Origin of the sequence: Burkholderia sp. AU15512, from assembly GCF_002223325.1 — a bacterium.
Taxonomy (GTDB): Bacteria; Pseudomonadota; Gammaproteobacteria; order Burkholderiales; family Burkholderiaceae; genus Burkholderia.
Genome location: NZ_NKEX01000006.1, coordinates 2,731,426 through 2,748,385, shown reverse-complemented (window position 1 = coordinate 2,748,385; position 16,960 = coordinate 2,731,426). Strand labels below are relative to the sequence as shown.

11 protein-coding genes are annotated in these 16,960 nt (G+C 65.4%); 4 read left to right on the top strand and 7 right to left on the bottom strand.

Features of this window, described 5'->3' with window-relative positions:
- Positions 1 to 3: 3 nt before the first annotated feature.
- From CFB43_RS31695 to CFB43_RS31685, 3 genes are all read right to left on the bottom strand, one after another.
- Positions 4 to 1,194, bottom strand: a complete 1,191-nt coding sequence (locus CFB43_RS31695) for an MFS transporter (RefSeq protein WP_089497993.1) — start codon at positions 1,192 to 1,194, stop codon at positions 4 to 6.
- Complete coding sequence (locus tag CFB43_RS31690) at positions 1,191 to 2,609, bottom strand: D-arabinono-1,4-lactone oxidase (RefSeq protein ID WP_089497992.1); 1,419 nt, start codon at positions 2,607 to 2,609, stop codon at positions 1,191 to 1,193. Before CFB43_RS31690 ends, CFB43_RS31695 begins: the two co-directional genes overlap by 4 nt.
- A gap of 83 nt (positions 2,610 to 2,692) precedes the next feature.
- Positions 2,693 to 3,919 (bottom strand): amino acid deaminase/aldolase, encoded by a 1,227-nt coding sequence (locus CFB43_RS31685; RefSeq protein WP_089497991.1) that lies wholly within the window; start codon positions 3,917 to 3,919, stop codon positions 2,693 to 2,695.
- Between the two features lie 430 nt (positions 3,920 to 4,349).
- On the opposite strand from CFB43_RS31685, the gene plcR reads away from it, so the two are divergent.
- The gene (plcR, locus tag CFB43_RS31680) at positions 4,350 to 5,075 is read left to right on the top strand and encodes a phospholipase C accessory protein PlcR (protein ID WP_089497990.1); all 726 of its coding nucleotides are present in this window, start codon (positions 4,350 to 4,352) and stop codon (positions 5,073 to 5,075) included.
- A 66-nt stretch (positions 5,076 to 5,141) separates the two neighbouring features.
- On the top strand, positions 5,142 to 6,518 hold the full coding sequence (locus CFB43_RS31675) for a pectin acetylesterase-family hydrolase (RefSeq protein ID WP_089497989.1): 1,377 nt from the start codon (positions 5,142 to 5,144) through the stop codon (positions 6,516 to 6,518).
- A gap of 109 nt (positions 6,519 to 6,627) precedes the next feature.
- Here the strand turns inward: CFB43_RS31675 and CFB43_RS31670 are convergent, their stop codons facing one another.
- From CFB43_RS31670 to CFB43_RS31655, 4 genes are all read right to left on the bottom strand, one after another.
- Positions 6,628 to 6,951, bottom strand: a complete 324-nt coding sequence (locus CFB43_RS31670) for a DUF4148 domain-containing protein (RefSeq protein WP_089463406.1) — start codon at positions 6,949 to 6,951, stop codon at positions 6,628 to 6,630.
- A 275-nt stretch (positions 6,952 to 7,226) separates the two neighbouring features.
- Entirely contained in the window at positions 7,227 to 8,342 is a 1,116-nt protein-coding gene (locus tag CFB43_RS31665) for a J domain-containing protein (protein ID WP_089497988.1), read from the bottom strand.
- Between the two features lie 87 nt (positions 8,343 to 8,429).
- Positions 8,430 to 10,814, bottom strand: coding sequence for a DNA polymerase II (locus CFB43_RS31660; RefSeq protein WP_089497987.1), 2,385 nt, complete (start codon positions 10,812 to 10,814; stop codon positions 8,430 to 8,432).
- Positions 10,815 to 10,910: 96 nt separating this feature from the next.
- On the bottom strand, positions 10,911 to 11,669 hold the full coding sequence (locus tag CFB43_RS31655; RefSeq protein WP_089497986.1) for a hypothetical protein: 759 nt from the start codon (positions 11,667 to 11,669) through the stop codon (positions 10,911 to 10,913).
- Positions 11,670 to 12,091: 422 nt separating this feature from the next.
- Between CFB43_RS31655 and CFB43_RS31650 the strand changes: the two genes are divergently transcribed.
- Together CFB43_RS31650 and CFB43_RS31645 are read left to right on the top strand one after the other, a co-directional pair.
- A complete protein-coding gene (locus CFB43_RS31650; protein WP_089497985.1) occupies positions 12,092 to 14,938 on the top strand; it encodes a type VI secretion system Vgr family protein in 2,847 nt (948 codons plus the stop codon).
- Positions 14,939 to 14,941: 3 nt separating this feature from the next.
- On the top strand, positions 14,942 to 16,957 hold the full coding sequence (locus CFB43_RS31645; RefSeq protein WP_089497984.1) for a phospholipase D-like domain-containing protein: 2,016 nt from the start codon (positions 14,942 to 14,944) through the stop codon (positions 16,955 to 16,957).
- The last annotated feature ends 3 nt before the right edge of the window (positions 16,958 to 16,960 follow it).

Below are 16,960 nucleotides of genomic sequence, written 5' to 3'. Positions count from 1 at the left end.
CGGTCAGGGCGACGGCGCCGCGTGCGCCACCGCGCCGGGCGCCGCGCGGCGCAGCGCGAGCCGCACGAACGGGGCGGCGGCCAGCACCGCCACGCACAGCACGTGGGCGACGCGCGCGCCGCCGAAGCGGCCGAGCAGCGCGCCCGACAGCGCGGTGCCGATGCCGGCCGCGAAGAACGTGACGACGAGCGTGCGTGCGACCAGCGAGCCGTCCGGGTCGACGTCGGACAGCATCCCGGTGAGGAACGGCACGATCACGAAGAACGCGCTGTTCAGCACGAACTGGCTCAGGAAGTACGCGCTGCCGCCGCGCGCGCTGAAGAACCATTCGATCGACGCGATCATCGCGAGCTGCGCGGCCCAGATCAGCGCGAGGCGGTGCTTGTGGCTGGCCGGATGCGACGGAATCGCCGCGCCGACGAAGCCGAGCAGCGACGACACCGACAGCAGCACGCCGATCGTCGTTGGCGACAGCCCGGCACGCTCGCCGACGAAGCCGGCGATCGCCCATTGCGATGCCTGCACGCCGTACACGAGCGCGGTCACGACCCAGATCGCGATCACCGGCCGCCACGGCAGCGTGCCGGCCCGCGCGAGGCTCTGCGCGGGGGCGCTCGCGAATGCGTCGATGCCGCGCATCGCGGGCGCCAGCACGGCGACGACGGCCGCCAGCAGCGCGAACACCCCGCGCTCGAGCCAGCCGGCCGGCAACGCGGAGATCAGCACGAGGATGCCGCCGTTGATGACGCCCGCGAGCAGGTTGATCTGCCCCCACAGGCGGTCGGTCGACGCGCGCTGCGACACGCCGGACGCGACGACGACGAACAGCATCCCTTCGAACAGCCCTGTCATCCCGCGCGCGAGCGCCGCGGACACGATCCCGGGCGCGACCGCGCTGAGCGCCTGCCCGGCGAGCGTGCCGATGAGGCCGGCCAGCGTGAACGGCCGCGCGGCGCGCGCGATCCGGTGCGACAGCAGCGCGCAGCTGATCGCGATGCCGAGGATCTCGGCGCTCACGAGCGCGGTCGCGGTGCCTTCGTCGAGCCGGAAGCGCGTCATCACGGCCGCGACGAGGAACGGCGACAGGATCAGGCCGTTGGTGGCCGCGGCGAACGCGAACGCGAGACGAACGACGGCGCCGGTCGACGGATCGGGGCGCGACTGTGCGGCGGCATGCAGGGTGGCGGTGCTCACGAGGCCTCCTGGTTGGATCGCGGCCGATCATGTGCGATGCCGGCCGTTTCGTGCATCGGGTGTGTCCCTCGGCGGGCCGGCATGGCGCGGACGGCTGAGGCTGCGTTTGTACTTGCACTTGCGCGTTGCGGCAGGCCGAACAGCGTGCGCAGGTACGGCGTCAGGAAGCGGCCGTGCGGGTCCATCCGTTCGCGCAATGCGAGGAAATCGTCCCAGTGCGGGTAGCACGCCGCCAGCTCGGCGGCCTTCATCGCATGCACCTTGCCCCAGTGCGGCCGCCCGCCGTGATTGCGGCAGATCGCCTGCACGCCCGAGAAGTACGCGTCGAACGGCATCCCGCGATACTGATGGACCGAGATGCGTACGCTGTCGCGGCCGTAGTCGGGGCTCAGCCAGATGTCGTCGCCGCGCACCCAGCGGTATTCGAGCGGGAACATCAGCGGGAAGCTGCGGCGCGCGATGAACGCGCGGATCTCGCGCAGCGCATCGGCGCCGCGTTCGGCCGGCACCGACCACTCCATTTCGTTGAAGCGCACGCGGCGCACCGTCGACAGCATCGCGTAGCTCGCATCCACGTGCCGGCCAGCCGACACCGTCGATGCGCAGAGCCGGCTCAGCGCCGGGCACAGCGATGGCACGTGCCGGCCGAGCCCGCACAGCGCGCCGAACACCGTGTTCTCGAGGAACGACTCGGATGCACGGCTCGCCCAGTGCACCGCGTCGGCCGGCTCGTCGGTCATGTCCCATGCCTTGGTCAGCACGGTGTCCGTATGCGGGAACCAGTAGAACTCGAACGAGCGATGCGTTGCGATCAGCGCGTCCGCTTGCGCGAGGCAGTCGTCGAGATTCATCCCGCCGCGCTCGAGGCGCAGCTTGAACGCGGGCACGAGGCGCAGGCCGATCTCCGTCAGCACGCCGAGCGCGCCGAGCCCGATCCGGCCGCCGGCGAACAGGTCGGGATGCGTGTCGGCGCTCGCGCGGATCTCGCTGCCGTCCGCGCACATGAAGGTCAGGCTGTCGATCTGCGTCGACAGGTTGCCGAGCGTGATGCCGGTGCCGTGCGTGCCGGTGCTGGTCGCGCCGGCGATCGACTGCACGTTGATGTCGCCGAGGTTCTCCATCGCGAGGCCGTGCGCGGCGAGCGCCGGGCCCAGTGCCCACAGCCGCGTGCCGGCCTGCACGCGCGCGACGCGCCGGTCGCGGTCGACGTCGATCACGCCCTGCATCGCGTCGAGCGACAGGATCACGTCGTCGGTCTGCACGAGCGGCGAGAACGAGTGACCGGCGCCGGCCGCGCGCACGGTGGCGCCGGCGGCCGCCGCGTCGCGCAGCACGGCCGCGAGCCCGGCGGGCGACGCAGGCGTCGACACGGTTGCATCAGGACTGCAGACATATCCCGACCAGTTGCGCCACATGGCATTGTCTCCGTGGTTGTCGTTTGAATGGATTGAACGGGTTGACCGGTTTGAGCGGTTTGAACGACGGGCCGCGCGGCCCGCTAGAAAAAGCTCTTGCCTTCGCCGCGATAGGTGGGCGCCTCGCCGACCACGCGGCCGCCGCGGATCAGCAGCAGCGTGTTGAAGCGCTCGCACAGTTCGCCGGCCTTCGCGTGGCGGAACAGGATCGGATCGCCGATCGCCGGTGCGACGCCGCGCGGCGCGCGCACGGGCGTCTGCACTTCGCCCGCGCCTTCGTTGTCGATCAGCGTGCAGCCGGCCGGCAGCCACGGCCGCGGCAGGCGGCTCTTGCCGGCCGGCCCCGATGCGACATAGCCGCCGCCCGAACAGGTCACGATGCCCGGCCGCGGAATCCGCACGACCGGCAGCGCGAAGCCGGCGGCCGGCTGCGCATGAAACGCCGCGTAGTGATCGAACAGCGCCGGCGCGTAGAGGCCGGAGCCGGCCGCCAGCTCGGTGACCGACGCGTCGCCGAGCGTGCTCTCGATACTGCCGGTGCCGCCGCCGTTCACGAAGCGCAACGTGTGGCCTGCCGCCGCGAGCGCCTGCACGGCCGCCTGGCGGCGCGCGTTGATCTCGCGCGCCGAGCGGCGCTTCAGGTGCCGCACCAGCACGTTGCGTGCGCCGTTGCCCGGCTCCGTGTCGGCCACGCCGGCGATCTGTCCTTCATAGCCCATCAACCCGTCGAGCCGCACGTGCTGTCGCTCGCCGATGTGGTTCGCGAGCGCGAGTGCGCGGGCCGCGTCGCGCACCGGCGAGCGGTACATGCCGAAGTACAGGCCCGGATACGCGGACGACATGTCGAGATCGATCGCGAGCGGGAACGTCACGCGCTCGTCGTGGGCGACGCGGTCGATCGCGTCGACCTGTGCGGCGGCGTCGACCATCAGCGTGATCGAGCGGCCGCGCCTGAGCTGCGCGGCCACCGCGCGCAGGTCGTCGGACTCGACGGTCGGATACGCGACGACGATGTCGTCGAACCCGCCGTCCGCGAGCCACGCGGCCTCCGCGGCCGAGTAGCACAGCAGCCCCTGCATGAACGGGCCGGCGGCGAGCACCGCGCCAATCAGTTCGCGCGAGCGCACCGACTTCGTCGCGAGTCGGATCGGCAGGCCGCGTGCGCGGCGCTTCAGGTCGGCAAGGTTCGCGTCGAGGCAGTCGAGGTCGACGAAGGCGGCAGGTAGCCGGCGGCCCGCGAGCGCGTCGCGATAGGTCGGATAGTCGTGGACGGCGGCGGGTGCGCGATGCGGAAGGTCTGCACGGCTCATGGAACGGGCTCGGCTGGGTGGGGTGGGCGTCGCGCCGACCGTTCGGCGCGTGTCGGAAACCAGCATAGGGCTGGCCAAAATGACGACCAAGCGCTCAGCGGGTCGTTCGACGGGTCTTATCCGGCCATCCGTATCGGCCAGGCCGATGCATGGCCCGCGTGCTGCGAGCGGCTGGATCGCCGCTTGCTTGGTGTCCCGGCGCACACGGTACGTATCGGCCCGAACCGCCGCCGGACGGGCGTGACGCACGACATGGCGCGCCTGGCCGAGCGATCAGGAAATGCGTTTCAAACGTCTGGCGGGACGTGGCCGCCGCGAGCAGGTTTAGTGCCTGCGTTCTAGTGCCGCTTTTGACTGCCTGCCGGATTCGACCTAGAACCTACTCGCGGATGCACCGGCGAAGAACGGCATGACGTGACGAGGAGGCGACGTGAAGAAGAACAGGGCACGCTGGCGGCACACGGGCGCGATCGCGGCGATCGGCGTGGTCGTCGTTGCAGTCTGGCGATATGAAGCGGCGACGCCGGCGCAAGCCGCGTCGTCCGGCACACCGGCCGCGGCGGCGAGCGCGCAGCCAGGCACAGCCGATACGTTCGGCACCGGCACCGGCACCGGCGCCGCGACGCCCGGCCCCGAGGAGCGGCGGCTCGATGTCGACGCGCTGCGCCGCAGCCTCGCGGGGCGCCCCGATGCGGATGCCGAAGTGAAGCGCATCGTCGCGTTCGCGCGTTTTCGCGACGAGGTTGCCGCGTATGGGGATCGCCGCAACAGCATGCCGCAAGCCGAGCGCGCCGCGCTCGCGCACCGGATTCTCGACGCACTCCCCGACCATGTCGCGCGCAACGAGATCGTGCCGGTGCAGGCCGAGGCGCTGAGCGCGGCGCTGCTGACCGATACCGAAGCCGATCCCGCGACGCGCGGCGCGGCGATCCGGTCGATGCGTGCGCAATGGGACACCTATGCGCAGCAGACGGTCGGCCCGTCGCCGGTGCAGGATCCGCGCTATCGCTCGTACGAACAGCAGAGCCGCGACGTCGTCCGGCAGGTTCAGGCGAGCATTCCCGATCCCGATCAGCAACAAGCCGCAATCGCGCAGCGCCTGCAGGCGTTGCGGGTCCAGCTGTTCGACGGCGCTTCATCGTCCGGCGCGCACTGAGCGCCGAATCCGCGACGCCGGGATTGAGCCCGACGGCCGCGTCATGTCCATCGACAAGGAGGGGAGATGTCCACAGCACGAAGCCTGCTGCGCGCGGCCGTTGCCACGCTGCTCGGTTGCGCGGCACTGAACGGTCACGCCGCCGATACGACGATGCCGGATCCGGCGATTCCGTATTATTCGTGGTACGAAGTGACGTTGCCGGAGAGCACCGGTGCATCGTGCGGCAACGGCACGCCGATGCGCTTCTACGTCAATCGCGCGCAGTCGGACAACCTGCTGTACATGATGGAGCCGGGCGGCGCGTGCTGGGACTACGGTACCTGCACGCAGACGTCGACCGGCGCCGAGGCCGGCCTCGGCGGCTTCAACCCGGACGGCATTCCCCACAACTACATGAACGGCACCGCGAACCAGAGCCTGTTGTCGTCGTTCCTGTCGCCGCTGCTCACGCGGATGGATCTCGCGCATATTCTCGTCGGCGAACCGAAGGTCGAGACGCAGCAGTGGACACAGGTTTTCGTGCCCTATTGCACCGGAGATATCCACATGGGCAGCGCGGTGCGCAACTACACGTCGCCGAGCGGCGACTGGCGACTGCAGCACTACAGCGGGCTGAAGAACATCCAGGCCGTCGCGCAGTGGCTGACGTCGCACGGCTTCGGCAAGCCGAACCGGCTGCTCGTGTACGGAATGAGCGCGGGCGGCTACGGCACGCTCGCGAACTACGCGACGCTGCGCAACACGCTGCAGCCGCAGGCGCATAGTTCGCTGCTCGACGACGCCGGTACGGTCTTCAACACGCCGTTCGACGCGGACGCGGCCACGCATCCGTCGGTCGGCCTGTACGATCGCGTGCGCACCGAGTGGGGGATGACGGGCCCCGACGGGATGATCACCGTGAACAGCCGGCTGACCAACCATTTCGATCCGGGCAACATGGGGAGCGCGTATGCGGCGCTGTCGGCGACATTCCCGCACGACCGCTTCGGCTTCTCGAGCTACCAGCGCGACAAGATCATCGCCGCGTATCACTATCGCGCGTTCGTGCCGGCCGTGATCGCGGCGCCCGACGACGCGACGAAGGATTCACTGTCGCTCGCGCTGTTCGACCAGGAGCTGGACGGGCTGAAGCAGACGCTGAACCCGTTGCCGAACTTCGGCTACTTCATGCCGTGGGCGCGCAACGACTTCATCGCCAACCACCAGGTGACGGCGGTCAGCTTCACCGGGTCGGGGATCCACGAGCGCGGCATCGACGCGGATATCGGCACGTTCGTCGACAACCTGCTGAACCAGCAGGACCCGGCCGATACGCCGGTGATGAAGGCGTTCCGCACGCAGCAGGGGTCGGATTTCACGTTTTCGACGTTTCTGGCGTGGATCGACAGCATCTTCAACCTGACCGGCGAAGCGGGGCCGATCTCGGGGCACCGGGCGTGAAGCGAAGCGGCGGTTCGCCCGAGCGGGCGAGCGCGGCGCAGTGCGGCGGCCGGGTGTCGTGGCCGCTCGCCTGCGTCGATGCGTGGCCGTGCGGAGCGGCGTCTGGGCGTTAGGGCTTCACCACCGCAACCGCCGGCGCGCCCGAATCCGTGCCGGCCGCGCCGTTCGACCCGTAGGCCGCTTCGGCGCTCTTGCGCTCGGCGAGCCGCTTGGCCGCCAGGCGCTCCTGCGCGGCGACGATGTCACCCGGATAGTTGTCGCCATCAGCGGCGATCGGCTCGTAGCCGACCGATTCGAGGTCGAACAATTCCTGGCGCACCTGCGCACGCGTGAGCGTCGAGTGCGACGACTGTGCGTACGACACGGCCGGTGCGGCGAGAAGGGTGGTGGCGGTAGCGGCGACGGTGGCGATGGTGACGATGATGGATTTCACGGTTTCCTCAGACGGTTTCGTTGCGGTTCGGCGCGATGGCGGCTGGCTGAACCGACGAGACAAGTTTAGGAACCCGGATCGGCCGGATAAATGCCGATTCCTGTCCAACAGTGTTCCTGAATCCGTGACAGTGGGGGAAATACGGCGTCCTTGGTGCCCGGCTTTGGGTGGGTTGATTCGCGTGGAATGCCGATCGATGCGGGGCACGCCGCCGTTCCGTCAGACCGGCTACGCACGCGATGCCCGGTGGGCAGACGCATGCCTGCCCGGCAATGCTAGTCGTCGAAACGCGGGAATGCCCGCTGGCGCTTCATGTCCTTCAGCCATTCCTTGACGTTCGCCGGATCGTCGAACTCGCGCAGCGTCAGGTTCAGGTCGTGGATGCTGCGCTGCGTGCCGGCGATGTCGCGCGCGAGCATGCGCATGATGGTATCGGGCGCGACCTTGACCGACGGCGCGATCCCGTAGGTCCGCCGGAATCCGGTCTCGACGTCCTGGATCTCCTGGTCCAGCTCGCGCAGCTGATCTTCCAGGATGCCGTTGTAGCGCGCGAGCCGGTCTTCGCCGAGGCCGTTGATCGCGTGCCGGTCGATCTGCTCGATCTCCAGTTGCAGCTCCAGCAGTTGCAGGAGCTTGCCGTTCGCGTAAGCGTGGTTGACCCGCTGCATCAGCACGGTCTTGCGTTCCTGTTCCTGGGGATCGGTCTCGCGATCGGGGTGCAGCGCGCTCGCCAGCTTCCGGTAGACCTCGCGGATCGACCGGCTCGCTTCGGCCTGCTCGGCTTCGCGCTTCGCCAGCGCGGCCGATTGGCGGGGCGCTTTCTTGCGCTTGGCGCGCTGTGCCTCGCGGGCCGCGTGCTGGGCCATGTCCCGTTCGAACTGCGCATCCAGTTCGGCCTGCATGCGCGCCATGAGCTCCTCGGGCGACAGTGCGTCGAGATCGTCTTCGTTCGTCACGCCGGGCGTCGATTCCGGCTTCGGCTCCGGTTCCGGCTCGGCTGCTGCGTTGCTGCCGTGATCGGCGGCGCCGTGCCGGGCATGGATGGCCTTCAGCTGCGCGTCGTCGCTGAAGTCGAGCAAGTCGCGCGCCATGCTGGCGATCATCCCGGACAGGGTGTGCTGTTCCGCCTTGCTCAATCCTTTCTGCAGATACGCGTCGTCGAGCTGATTGAGCAACCGGATCCGCAGCGCGGTGGACGTCTGTTCGAGCGGCAACAGCTCGTCGACGAATTTCTTCTGGAAGGCCGGCATCGCGGCTTCCCACGCGCCGAGCCGCTCGCGCCGCTTCTCGATCTGCTGGACGAGCGTATTGAATGCTTTCTGGGCGTTCGACAGGCTGGCTGCCTCGTGGCCGGGCGCGATGGCGACCGCTGTTCCGCGACGTGCGGTCATGATGAATCTCCTTCGGCTGCGGCAGGACGCGCAGCAGCGCGGTATTTTAACCGGCCCGCCGTGTCTCCCTTGCCCGACGTGGCGCGGCTACTCCTGGAACAACTGCCCCTGCCCGGAGATCACGCGTTCGAAGTCGTCGCGCAGGAACGGCAGGATCGCGTCGGCGACGGGTTGAAGCTGGCGGCTCAGGTAGAACGCATAGTCGATCGGCGAACGCATCGTTTCGAGCGGCTCGGGGCCGGCCGTCGTCATCACGTAGCTGATCCAGCCGCCGCGCTGATACTGCAGCGGCCGGCCCTGTTCCTGGTTGAATGCATCGGCGATCCGCGCCGCGCGCACGTGCGGCGGCACGTTGCGCTCGTACTCGCGCAGCGGCCGGCGCACGCGCTTGCGGTAGACGAGCTGGTCGTCGAATTCGCCGGCCAGCGTGCGCCGCACGGTGTCGCGGATGAAATCCTGGTACGGCTCGCGGCTGAACACGCGCCGGTACAACTCGCGCTGGAACTGCTGCGCGAGCGGCGTCCAGTCGGTGCGCACCGTTTCGAGCCCTTTGAAGACGAGGTCCTCGCCGCCGTCGGCCGCTGCCGCGAGGCCCGCGTAGCGCTTCTTGCTGCCTTCTTCCGCGCCGCGCACGGTCGGCATCAGGAAGCGGCGGTAGTGCCGCTCGTATTGCAGCTCCAGCGCGCTCTCGAGCCCGAAGTGGTCGCGCAGGTGCGCCTGCCACCAGCGGTTCACGTGCTCGACGAGTGCACGGCCCTTGGTGCCGGCTTCGTCGTCGTCGTGCGCGCGGCCCAGCCACACGAACGTCGAATCGGTGTCTCCATAGATCACTTCGTAACCCTGCGCTTCGATCAGCTCGCGCGTGCGGTGCATGATCTCGTGGCCGCGCATCGTGATCGACGACGCGAGGCGCGGGTCGAAGAAGCGGCAGCCCGTCGAGCCGAGCACGCCGTAGAACGAATTCATGATGATCTTCAGCGCCTGCGACAGCGGCGCGTTGCGCTGCCGCTTCGCGTCGTCGCGGCCTTCCCATACGCGGCGCACGATATCGGGCAGGCAGTGCGCGGTACGCGAGAAACGTGCGCCGAGAAAGCCGGGCACCGATGCGTCGTCGCCGGGATGCGCGAGCCCTTCGATCAGCCCGACCGGATCGATCAGGAACGTGCGGATGATCGACGGATAGAGGCTTTTGTAGTCGAACACGAGCACCGAGTCGTACAGCCCGGGGCGCGAATCCATCACGAAGCCGCCGGGGCTGTTCTGCCCCGTCACGTCGCCGAGGTTCGGCGCGACATAGCCGAGCCGGTGCATGCGCGGCAGGTACAGATGCGTGAAGGCCGCCACCGACCCGCCGGTGCGATCGGCCGCGAGGCCCGTCACGCTCGCGCGTTCGAGCGCGAAGGACAGCAGGTCGGCCTTGTCGAAGATGCGCGTGACGAGTTCGCAGTCCTTCAGGTTGTAGCGCGCGAGCGCCGGCTTGTCGTGATCGAAGCGGCGCTGGATCTCGTCCATCCGCTGGTACGGGTTGTCGATCGACTTGCCTTCGCCGAGCAGCGCCTGCGACACGTATTCGAGGCTGAACGACGGGAACGTCCACGTCGCGGATTTCAGCATGTCGATGCCGTCGAGGATCAGCCGGCCGGCCGCGCCCGCGAAGAAGTGATCGGGCTGCTGGCCGTGCGCGCGCCAGTCGAGTACGCTGCCGCCGCGGCCGAGCTTCAGCGGGATGCCGTATTGCTCCGAATGGGCATGCAGGATGCGCAGGTCGAACTGCACGAGGTTCCAGCCGATCACCGCATCGGGATCGTGTTCGTCGAACCATTCGTTGAGCCGCGCGAGCATCGCGGGCCGGCTGTCGCAGTAGTCGAGGTTGAAGTCGATGGCGTTTGCTGCGTCGCTGTCGCCTCCGTTCGGCGGCCCGAGCATGTAGACCTGCCGTTGCCCGCAGCCTTCGAGCGCGATCGAATACAGCTCGCCGTGCACGCTGGTTTCGATGTCGAGCGACACGCAGCGCAGCGCCGGGCGATAGCCGGTCGCCGTTTTCAGCTCGGTGCCGGCCAGCGTGCCGTCGGGGCCGGGTTGCCCGCGAAACCGCACGCAGGCCGTGATGAAGCGCTCCATCGCGTAGCGGTCGGGCGGCTGCACGTCGGCTTCGTAGACGTCGACGCCGGCTGCCGCGAGACGCTTCTGCAGCCCGGACAGATGGCGATAGCGCTTGCAATAGAGGCCGACGACCGGGCGCTGCCGGAAGTCGCGCAGCGCGAGCGGGCGCAGCTCGGCCTCGCGCTCGCCGGCCAGCGTGCGTTCGGCGAGCGCCTGCTGTTCGGCCGGAATGAACGCGACGGCTTCCTGCGGGCGCAACCGTACGCGGCGCGGACCGTGTTCGGTTGCCAGCCAGAACTCGATCTCGATGCCGGATGCGGTGTCCCGCCAGTGGCGGGTGAGGATGAAACCCTGCTCGAACGCCGTCAAAACGCTTGCTCGCGGTGGATGCCCAGGCGGCGGATTTTAGCGCTTGGGCGGGGGATCCGCAGGCGCCGGCCGCGAGAGCGTCACGACGTCACCGCATCACGACGGCCGCATCAGTACCCGCATGCCCGGCGCGATGGACCGCGTCACGTCGCCGAACCCGACGAGGTCGACGCGCGCGGACGCTTGCCGGTCGGCCGGGGACAACCGGCTGCGCGGCTGGACGACGATCTCGCGCATCTTGTCGGGGATGCTGTCGAAGACGTCCTTGGTCGTCTTTTCCCAGTTCTTCGCCATCTGCAGCCACGATTGCAGATACCGGATCCGCGCGACCCCTTTCAGCAAATTGCCGATTTCCGGATGGTTCGGGTCGTAAGACGACCGGAAGAATTGCCCGAGTTCGGTCGCGATCCTGTCGAACCGCAGCGATTCGGCCACGCAGAACACGACAAGCGATTGCGCGAGGAAGCGGTCGTCGGGCCTGAGCATGCGCTTGTCGCCGCCCTGTATGCGCAGCAGGCCGCGAATCGCACTGTCGAGCGAGAAGCCGCGCTCCGCATCATCGCCGCTGGTGGCGGTTGCTTCGAACGGCATCCTGTCGAGGTTGTGCGAGTAATTCTCGAACGGATGGCCGCCAATCAGCTCGACGTACAGGTCTCGCGTGCGCATGTTCAACACGAGCGGCGGGCTGACGGTGCTGGGGAGCACGCTGACCGTGAAGGAGGGCGGCAACGCGTTCGAGCAGATCCGGTAGAACGTGTTGTCGTAGCGGATCAGGTTGGTGTCTTCCGTGACTGCGTTGCGAATGGCGGCGATCTGGGTATCCCAGGTACGCCCGACGCGCAGGATGAAATTCATGGCGATGTCTCCTGATGGCGGACCGAAAGCCCGCACGGCCGGATCGGAAATAGGTGGCGGGTACGTGTGGCGTCCCGTCGTCTCTCGGTTGCTCTTCTTGGGCGCTGCCTGTGCTCGCACCGATGGGGTGGTTGTTCGGTCACCTTTTCTGCGAGGAGCCGGCAACGGACGCGAGGCGAACGATCATAACAGGGCGTATGGGGCGGGGATCGCAGTTGGCGGGCGTCGTGCGGGTGGGAACGTCAGGTGGCAGGATGCGGCTTCGGGTTGCGCGGTGCAGCAGGGTGAAATTACTAAAACCATTCATATGGATGAATGAATAATTACAGTTTTCAATTATTTGAATTCCACCCGATTGACGTCACAGAATCGTCATTCGTAGAATCGCCAAGCAAGAACAACATAATTCTGAGAGAGGCGCTATGGATGCGCACAGCATGACCGGGGCGATTACGGGAGGGCTGGCCCAGCAGGAGCGGCTTCTCAAACTTGATACTCCGCTTGGCAGCAATGTTCTGATCCCCCATCGGGTATATGGGCAGTCCCGTATCGGTCGAGATTACCTGTTCATGATCGACTGCGTGTCGACGTCGAACGATGTCCAGCTCAAGACACTGATTTCGCAGCCGATCACGCTGTGGATCCAGCAGACCGACAAGACCTATCTTCCGCACCACGGCTACGTTCATACCGCGAGGAAACTCGGCGTGGACGGTGGCCTCGCGTGTTACCAGCTCAGTTTCTCGTCGTGGCTGCATTTTCTGAAGTTCCGCCGCGACCAGCGTCACTGGCAAGACAAAAGCGTCGACGCGATCATTACCGACGTATTCAACGATCATCCGCAGGCACGCGGGATGTATCGCTTTGAACTGTCGCAACCGCTGCCTTCGCGCTCTTACTGCCGTCAGGACGAAACCGACTGGAATTTCGTTCACCGGCTTCTCGAATCCGAGGGCCTGTACGGCATCTGGAAACAGGCGCAGGACGGCAAATCCCATACGCTGGTGATTACCGATCGTCTTCAGACGCTCGAGCCGCTTGCGCCGGCAACGGTCGAATTTTCCCGCGCGGGCGTTCATGGCGAAGTGGACGCATTGACGCAGTGGGCCGGAACGCGGACGCTGCAGTCCGTCCTGTTGTCGACGCGAACGTTCGACTACAAGAATCCGGCCACGCCAGCCAATCCGAAGGCGACGTCGGTTCCCACAATGGCCAATCAGGGCGATCTCCCGTCGCAGGCCGAAGTGTATGAATACACGGGCGGCTATACGTACCCCGAGCAGGAGCGTGGCGACCATCTCAGCAAGATCCGCATGGAGGAATGGGAGTCACAGGCCAAGCGCTACGACGGTGTCGGCGGGGTGCGCCGCATCGATGCGGGGCGGCGATTCACGCTGACCGGACATCCCGAGCATGATCAGGACGCGGCGGATCATCGGGAGTTCGCGGTGATCGAGGTCGAGTGGATCATCGCGAACAACGTGCCTCTTTCGGGACACGAAGCAAATTACCCGCATAGCCTCTATCAGGCAGTGAAGCAGGCCGAAGCGGACGACTCGGACAAGGTGTTCGCCGTGTCGCATGCCGATGGCTCGACGGGTTTCTATCGCGTTGCCATCGAAGCGCAGCGCACGTCGGTTCCGTATCACAGCCCCCTCGAACACAAAAAGCCCGAAGCGAAACTCGAATCGGCCATCGTTGCCGGTCCGAAGGGGGAGCAGGCGTATACCGACGACCTGAACCGGATCAAGGTGCTGTTCATCTGGGACCGGCACAACCAAGGCGACGAGCGTGCTTCATGCTGGGTGCGTGTCGCGCAATCCGATACCGGCGACGGGTACGGCGGCGTTCACATGCCGCGCGCGGGCGAGGAACTGCTGATTGGCCATATCGGGAACGACATCGATCGTCCGATTGCGCTACACCGGGTGTACAACGGGAGCGCGAAGCCACGATGGCATTCGAATGCCCTGCTGTCGGGTTACCGGTCTCAGGAGTTCTCGGGGAGCGGTTACAACCAGATGGTGATGGACGATTCGACGGGCCAGAACCGCGTGCACCTGTACAGCAGCAGTACGAACGCAGCGTTGCACCTGGGCTACCTGATCGACCAGACCGACAACACGCGTGGCAGTTACCTGGGCAAAGGCTTCGATCTGAGTTCGGACGCCTACGGCGCGCTGCGGGCGGGGCGAGGGCTGTTCGTCACGACGCACCCGGTCGCCAGTCAGCCGCTCGATACGACGTTGGCGACGCGTCAATTGAACGGCTCGGCGAATATCCTCGATGGCCTGTCGCAGGCAAGCGAAACGTCGAAGGCGGAAAGCCTGAAGGAGGGCCACGACACCTTCAAGGCCTTTGCGGATGCGGCGCAGCACAACGAGTCGGGTGCGACGGGCGGTGGTGGTGTGACGGCCGGTGGAGGGACGGGCGACGCCGGCGCGTTCAAGCAGCCGGTGATCCTGGTTGCCGCGCCTGCGGGTATCGGTCTGTCGACGCAGAAGTCGACGCACGTTGCAGCCGATCAGCACGTCAATATCGTCAGCGGGCAAAGCACGCACATTGCGACCGGCAAGTCGCTCGTCGCCAGCATTACGGAGAAACTGAGCCTGTTCGTGCAGAACGCCGGGATGAAGCTGTTCGCGGCGAAGGGGAAGATCGAGGTTCAGACCCACGCTGACAATGTCGAAGTGACGGCGCAGAAGTCGCTGTTGCTGGCGTCTGTGACCGAGAAGGTCCAGGCATCGGCACAGCAGGAAATCCTGCTGACGTCGGGCGGTGCGTACATCAGGCTCAAAGGCGGCGACATCGAGATTCATGCGCCGGGCAAGATCGACGTCAAGGGGGCGCAGCATGCGTTCAGCGGCCCGACGAGCATGGATGTGACCAATCCGGCGTTCAAGGATCTGCCGACGCGACGGCTGATGCTGAATACGATGGCGTCGCCGTCCGCGACCAGTGTCGTTCCGGTGGGCATGCCGTACAAGCTTTACGCAGACGGGGCGCTGGTCAAGCAGGGCGTGTTCGACAAGACGGGGCAGTTGCCGATCGATCACCAGGTCACCACGCAGAAGTACACGCTGGAGATGGCGAATGGCGTGAAGCACGAGATTCCGGTGCCGGGGGAGTATCGGGATGCGGTGAATGGGAAACTCGCCAATCAGGGGTTTCAGTTCCTCGAGAGTTCGCCTGACGACGAAGTCGCTCCTGATCGGGCCGTCCACCGACAACAGTACAACGATCTGCTCAACCCTTCTTCGGACGCATAGCTCATGGCAATGCAGAACAATACCTTCACTACGCCGCTGGCTCTGAATCACACGTCGAACGCGACGGCGACGCTGCCATGGTTTCTGCAATTTACCGAATACGCGGCGAAGCAAGCGACATTCAGGCCCTTGGTAAACGGTAAAGAAGCATTTGAGACGCTCTATGATGTGCTCATGAAAGCACAGCACACCATCGACATCATTTGCTGGGGGTTTCAGCCGTCCATGTATTTCAAGCGCGACGGTAGCTCACTTCGGATCGGAGAGTTGCTTGAGCAGAAGGGGCAGAAAGGCGTCAAGATCCGATTGCTGTGTTGGCGGGACCCGTTGTACCTCACCGAATTGGGTGAGAACAACATGCCGGGCTACGACGTGGTGACCGGGCTGAAGCAACATATATCTGACGACACCTATCGTCGGAGCACGATGTTGTCCCGTGACTATCAAACTGATGAAGAAAGAAAATTCGACGCGGAATGGTATTGGCGGGCTGACTTGAATAACGTAACAAGCGTTTCACTGGTGTCGCCCGTGACGCCCCTGAAGCCCATGGCGAAACTGGCCTACGAAAAAGCGCGTGCACTGTACTACAAAGACCACGCGCTAAAGAATGTCGACTTCGCCACTCGGGGTTTCAGTCCCGCCAATCGGGCGGAGATTGCATGGCGTACTTTCTGGCATGGGAAAGACAAGGACCGTGACCTCGAAACCAAGGCGATGAACAGCGTTGGCATGGGTGCCGGAATTCCGACACACCACCAAAAGATGGTGCTTGTTGACTATGAGGACCCGGAGAACGCCGTCGGCTTTGTGATGGGGCATAACATGCTCGATCAGTACTGGGATACGGATGATCACAGTTACAAGCCAAAGACGCCTTCGACCGGGCGAAATGGTCCAAGTCCGTGGCAAGACATCTCCAGCTATGTGACTGGTCCGGTATTGCAGTATCTGAATGCGAACTTCTGCCAGGCATGGGACGATGCCACCGGCCAGGGCCTTGGCAAGGCACGGGAGGGTCTTAAGGATCGCCTCAAGGTTCGATACGCTCCGGGCGGTGATACGCCGATGATGGCCCAGATCGCGCGCACGCAGTCCCAGAAGGGGCGACGCGACATCGAGAAGCTTTATCTGCAAGCGGTGAACAACGCAACGCAGCACATCTTTATCCAGAATCAATATTTTCGATGGCCGCCGCTTGCGGATGCAATCAAGGCGGTCGCTGCCAAGCACGTCCATTGGGGGCGCAACGTCACCAAGGATGGCCCACTGTATCTGTTTGCCATCACGAATTCGGGTGAAGAGGCAGTCGGAACCGGGACCGTCAATACTTACCGCATGCTGAACGCGTTGGGGAAGGCGCAGAGCATTCCGGGTGTCGCGGCGTTGGAGCAAGAGGACGCTCGCCAGTCCGATTTGAAGAATCAGATGGCGTCGGTTGTGGATCAGCAGTCGCAGGCAAACCAGGCGTTGCTTGGGGCGTTCGAAGTGCAAGGCATCGTCGACTCGCCGGACTCGGCAAAGCGGGTTGCCGATGCAAAGGCGAGAGTCGAACAATTGAAACAGCAACGGGAATCGATTGCATCGCAAATGAAGAGTGCGCCGCAACCTGTTCTCAACCAGGAATACGAGGGCCTCAAGGTTCATGTCTGTACGCTCGTGGCTCCGGATTCCCCGCCGGGCAACTGGGTGCCCGTCTATGTTCATGCAAAATTGATGACGATCGACGACGTGTTTACGACTCTTGGTTCGGCGAACATCAACACACGTAGCATGGAAGCGGATAGCGAACTCAATATCTGTCACGAGAATGGTGACGTGACCAAGAGACTACGCAAGCAGTTGTGGAGCCTGCACACAAACAAGGAGGGAATGCAGGATGCTCCGGCTGAGGCTTTTACCACATGGACTGATATTCTTAAGAAGAATGCGGATCGCCAGAATGGTGGCGTTAAATCTCCATACGCTTCAATCGTTCGTTTCATGCGCATGTCAAACGAACGCTCCTACAAAGATTGAAAA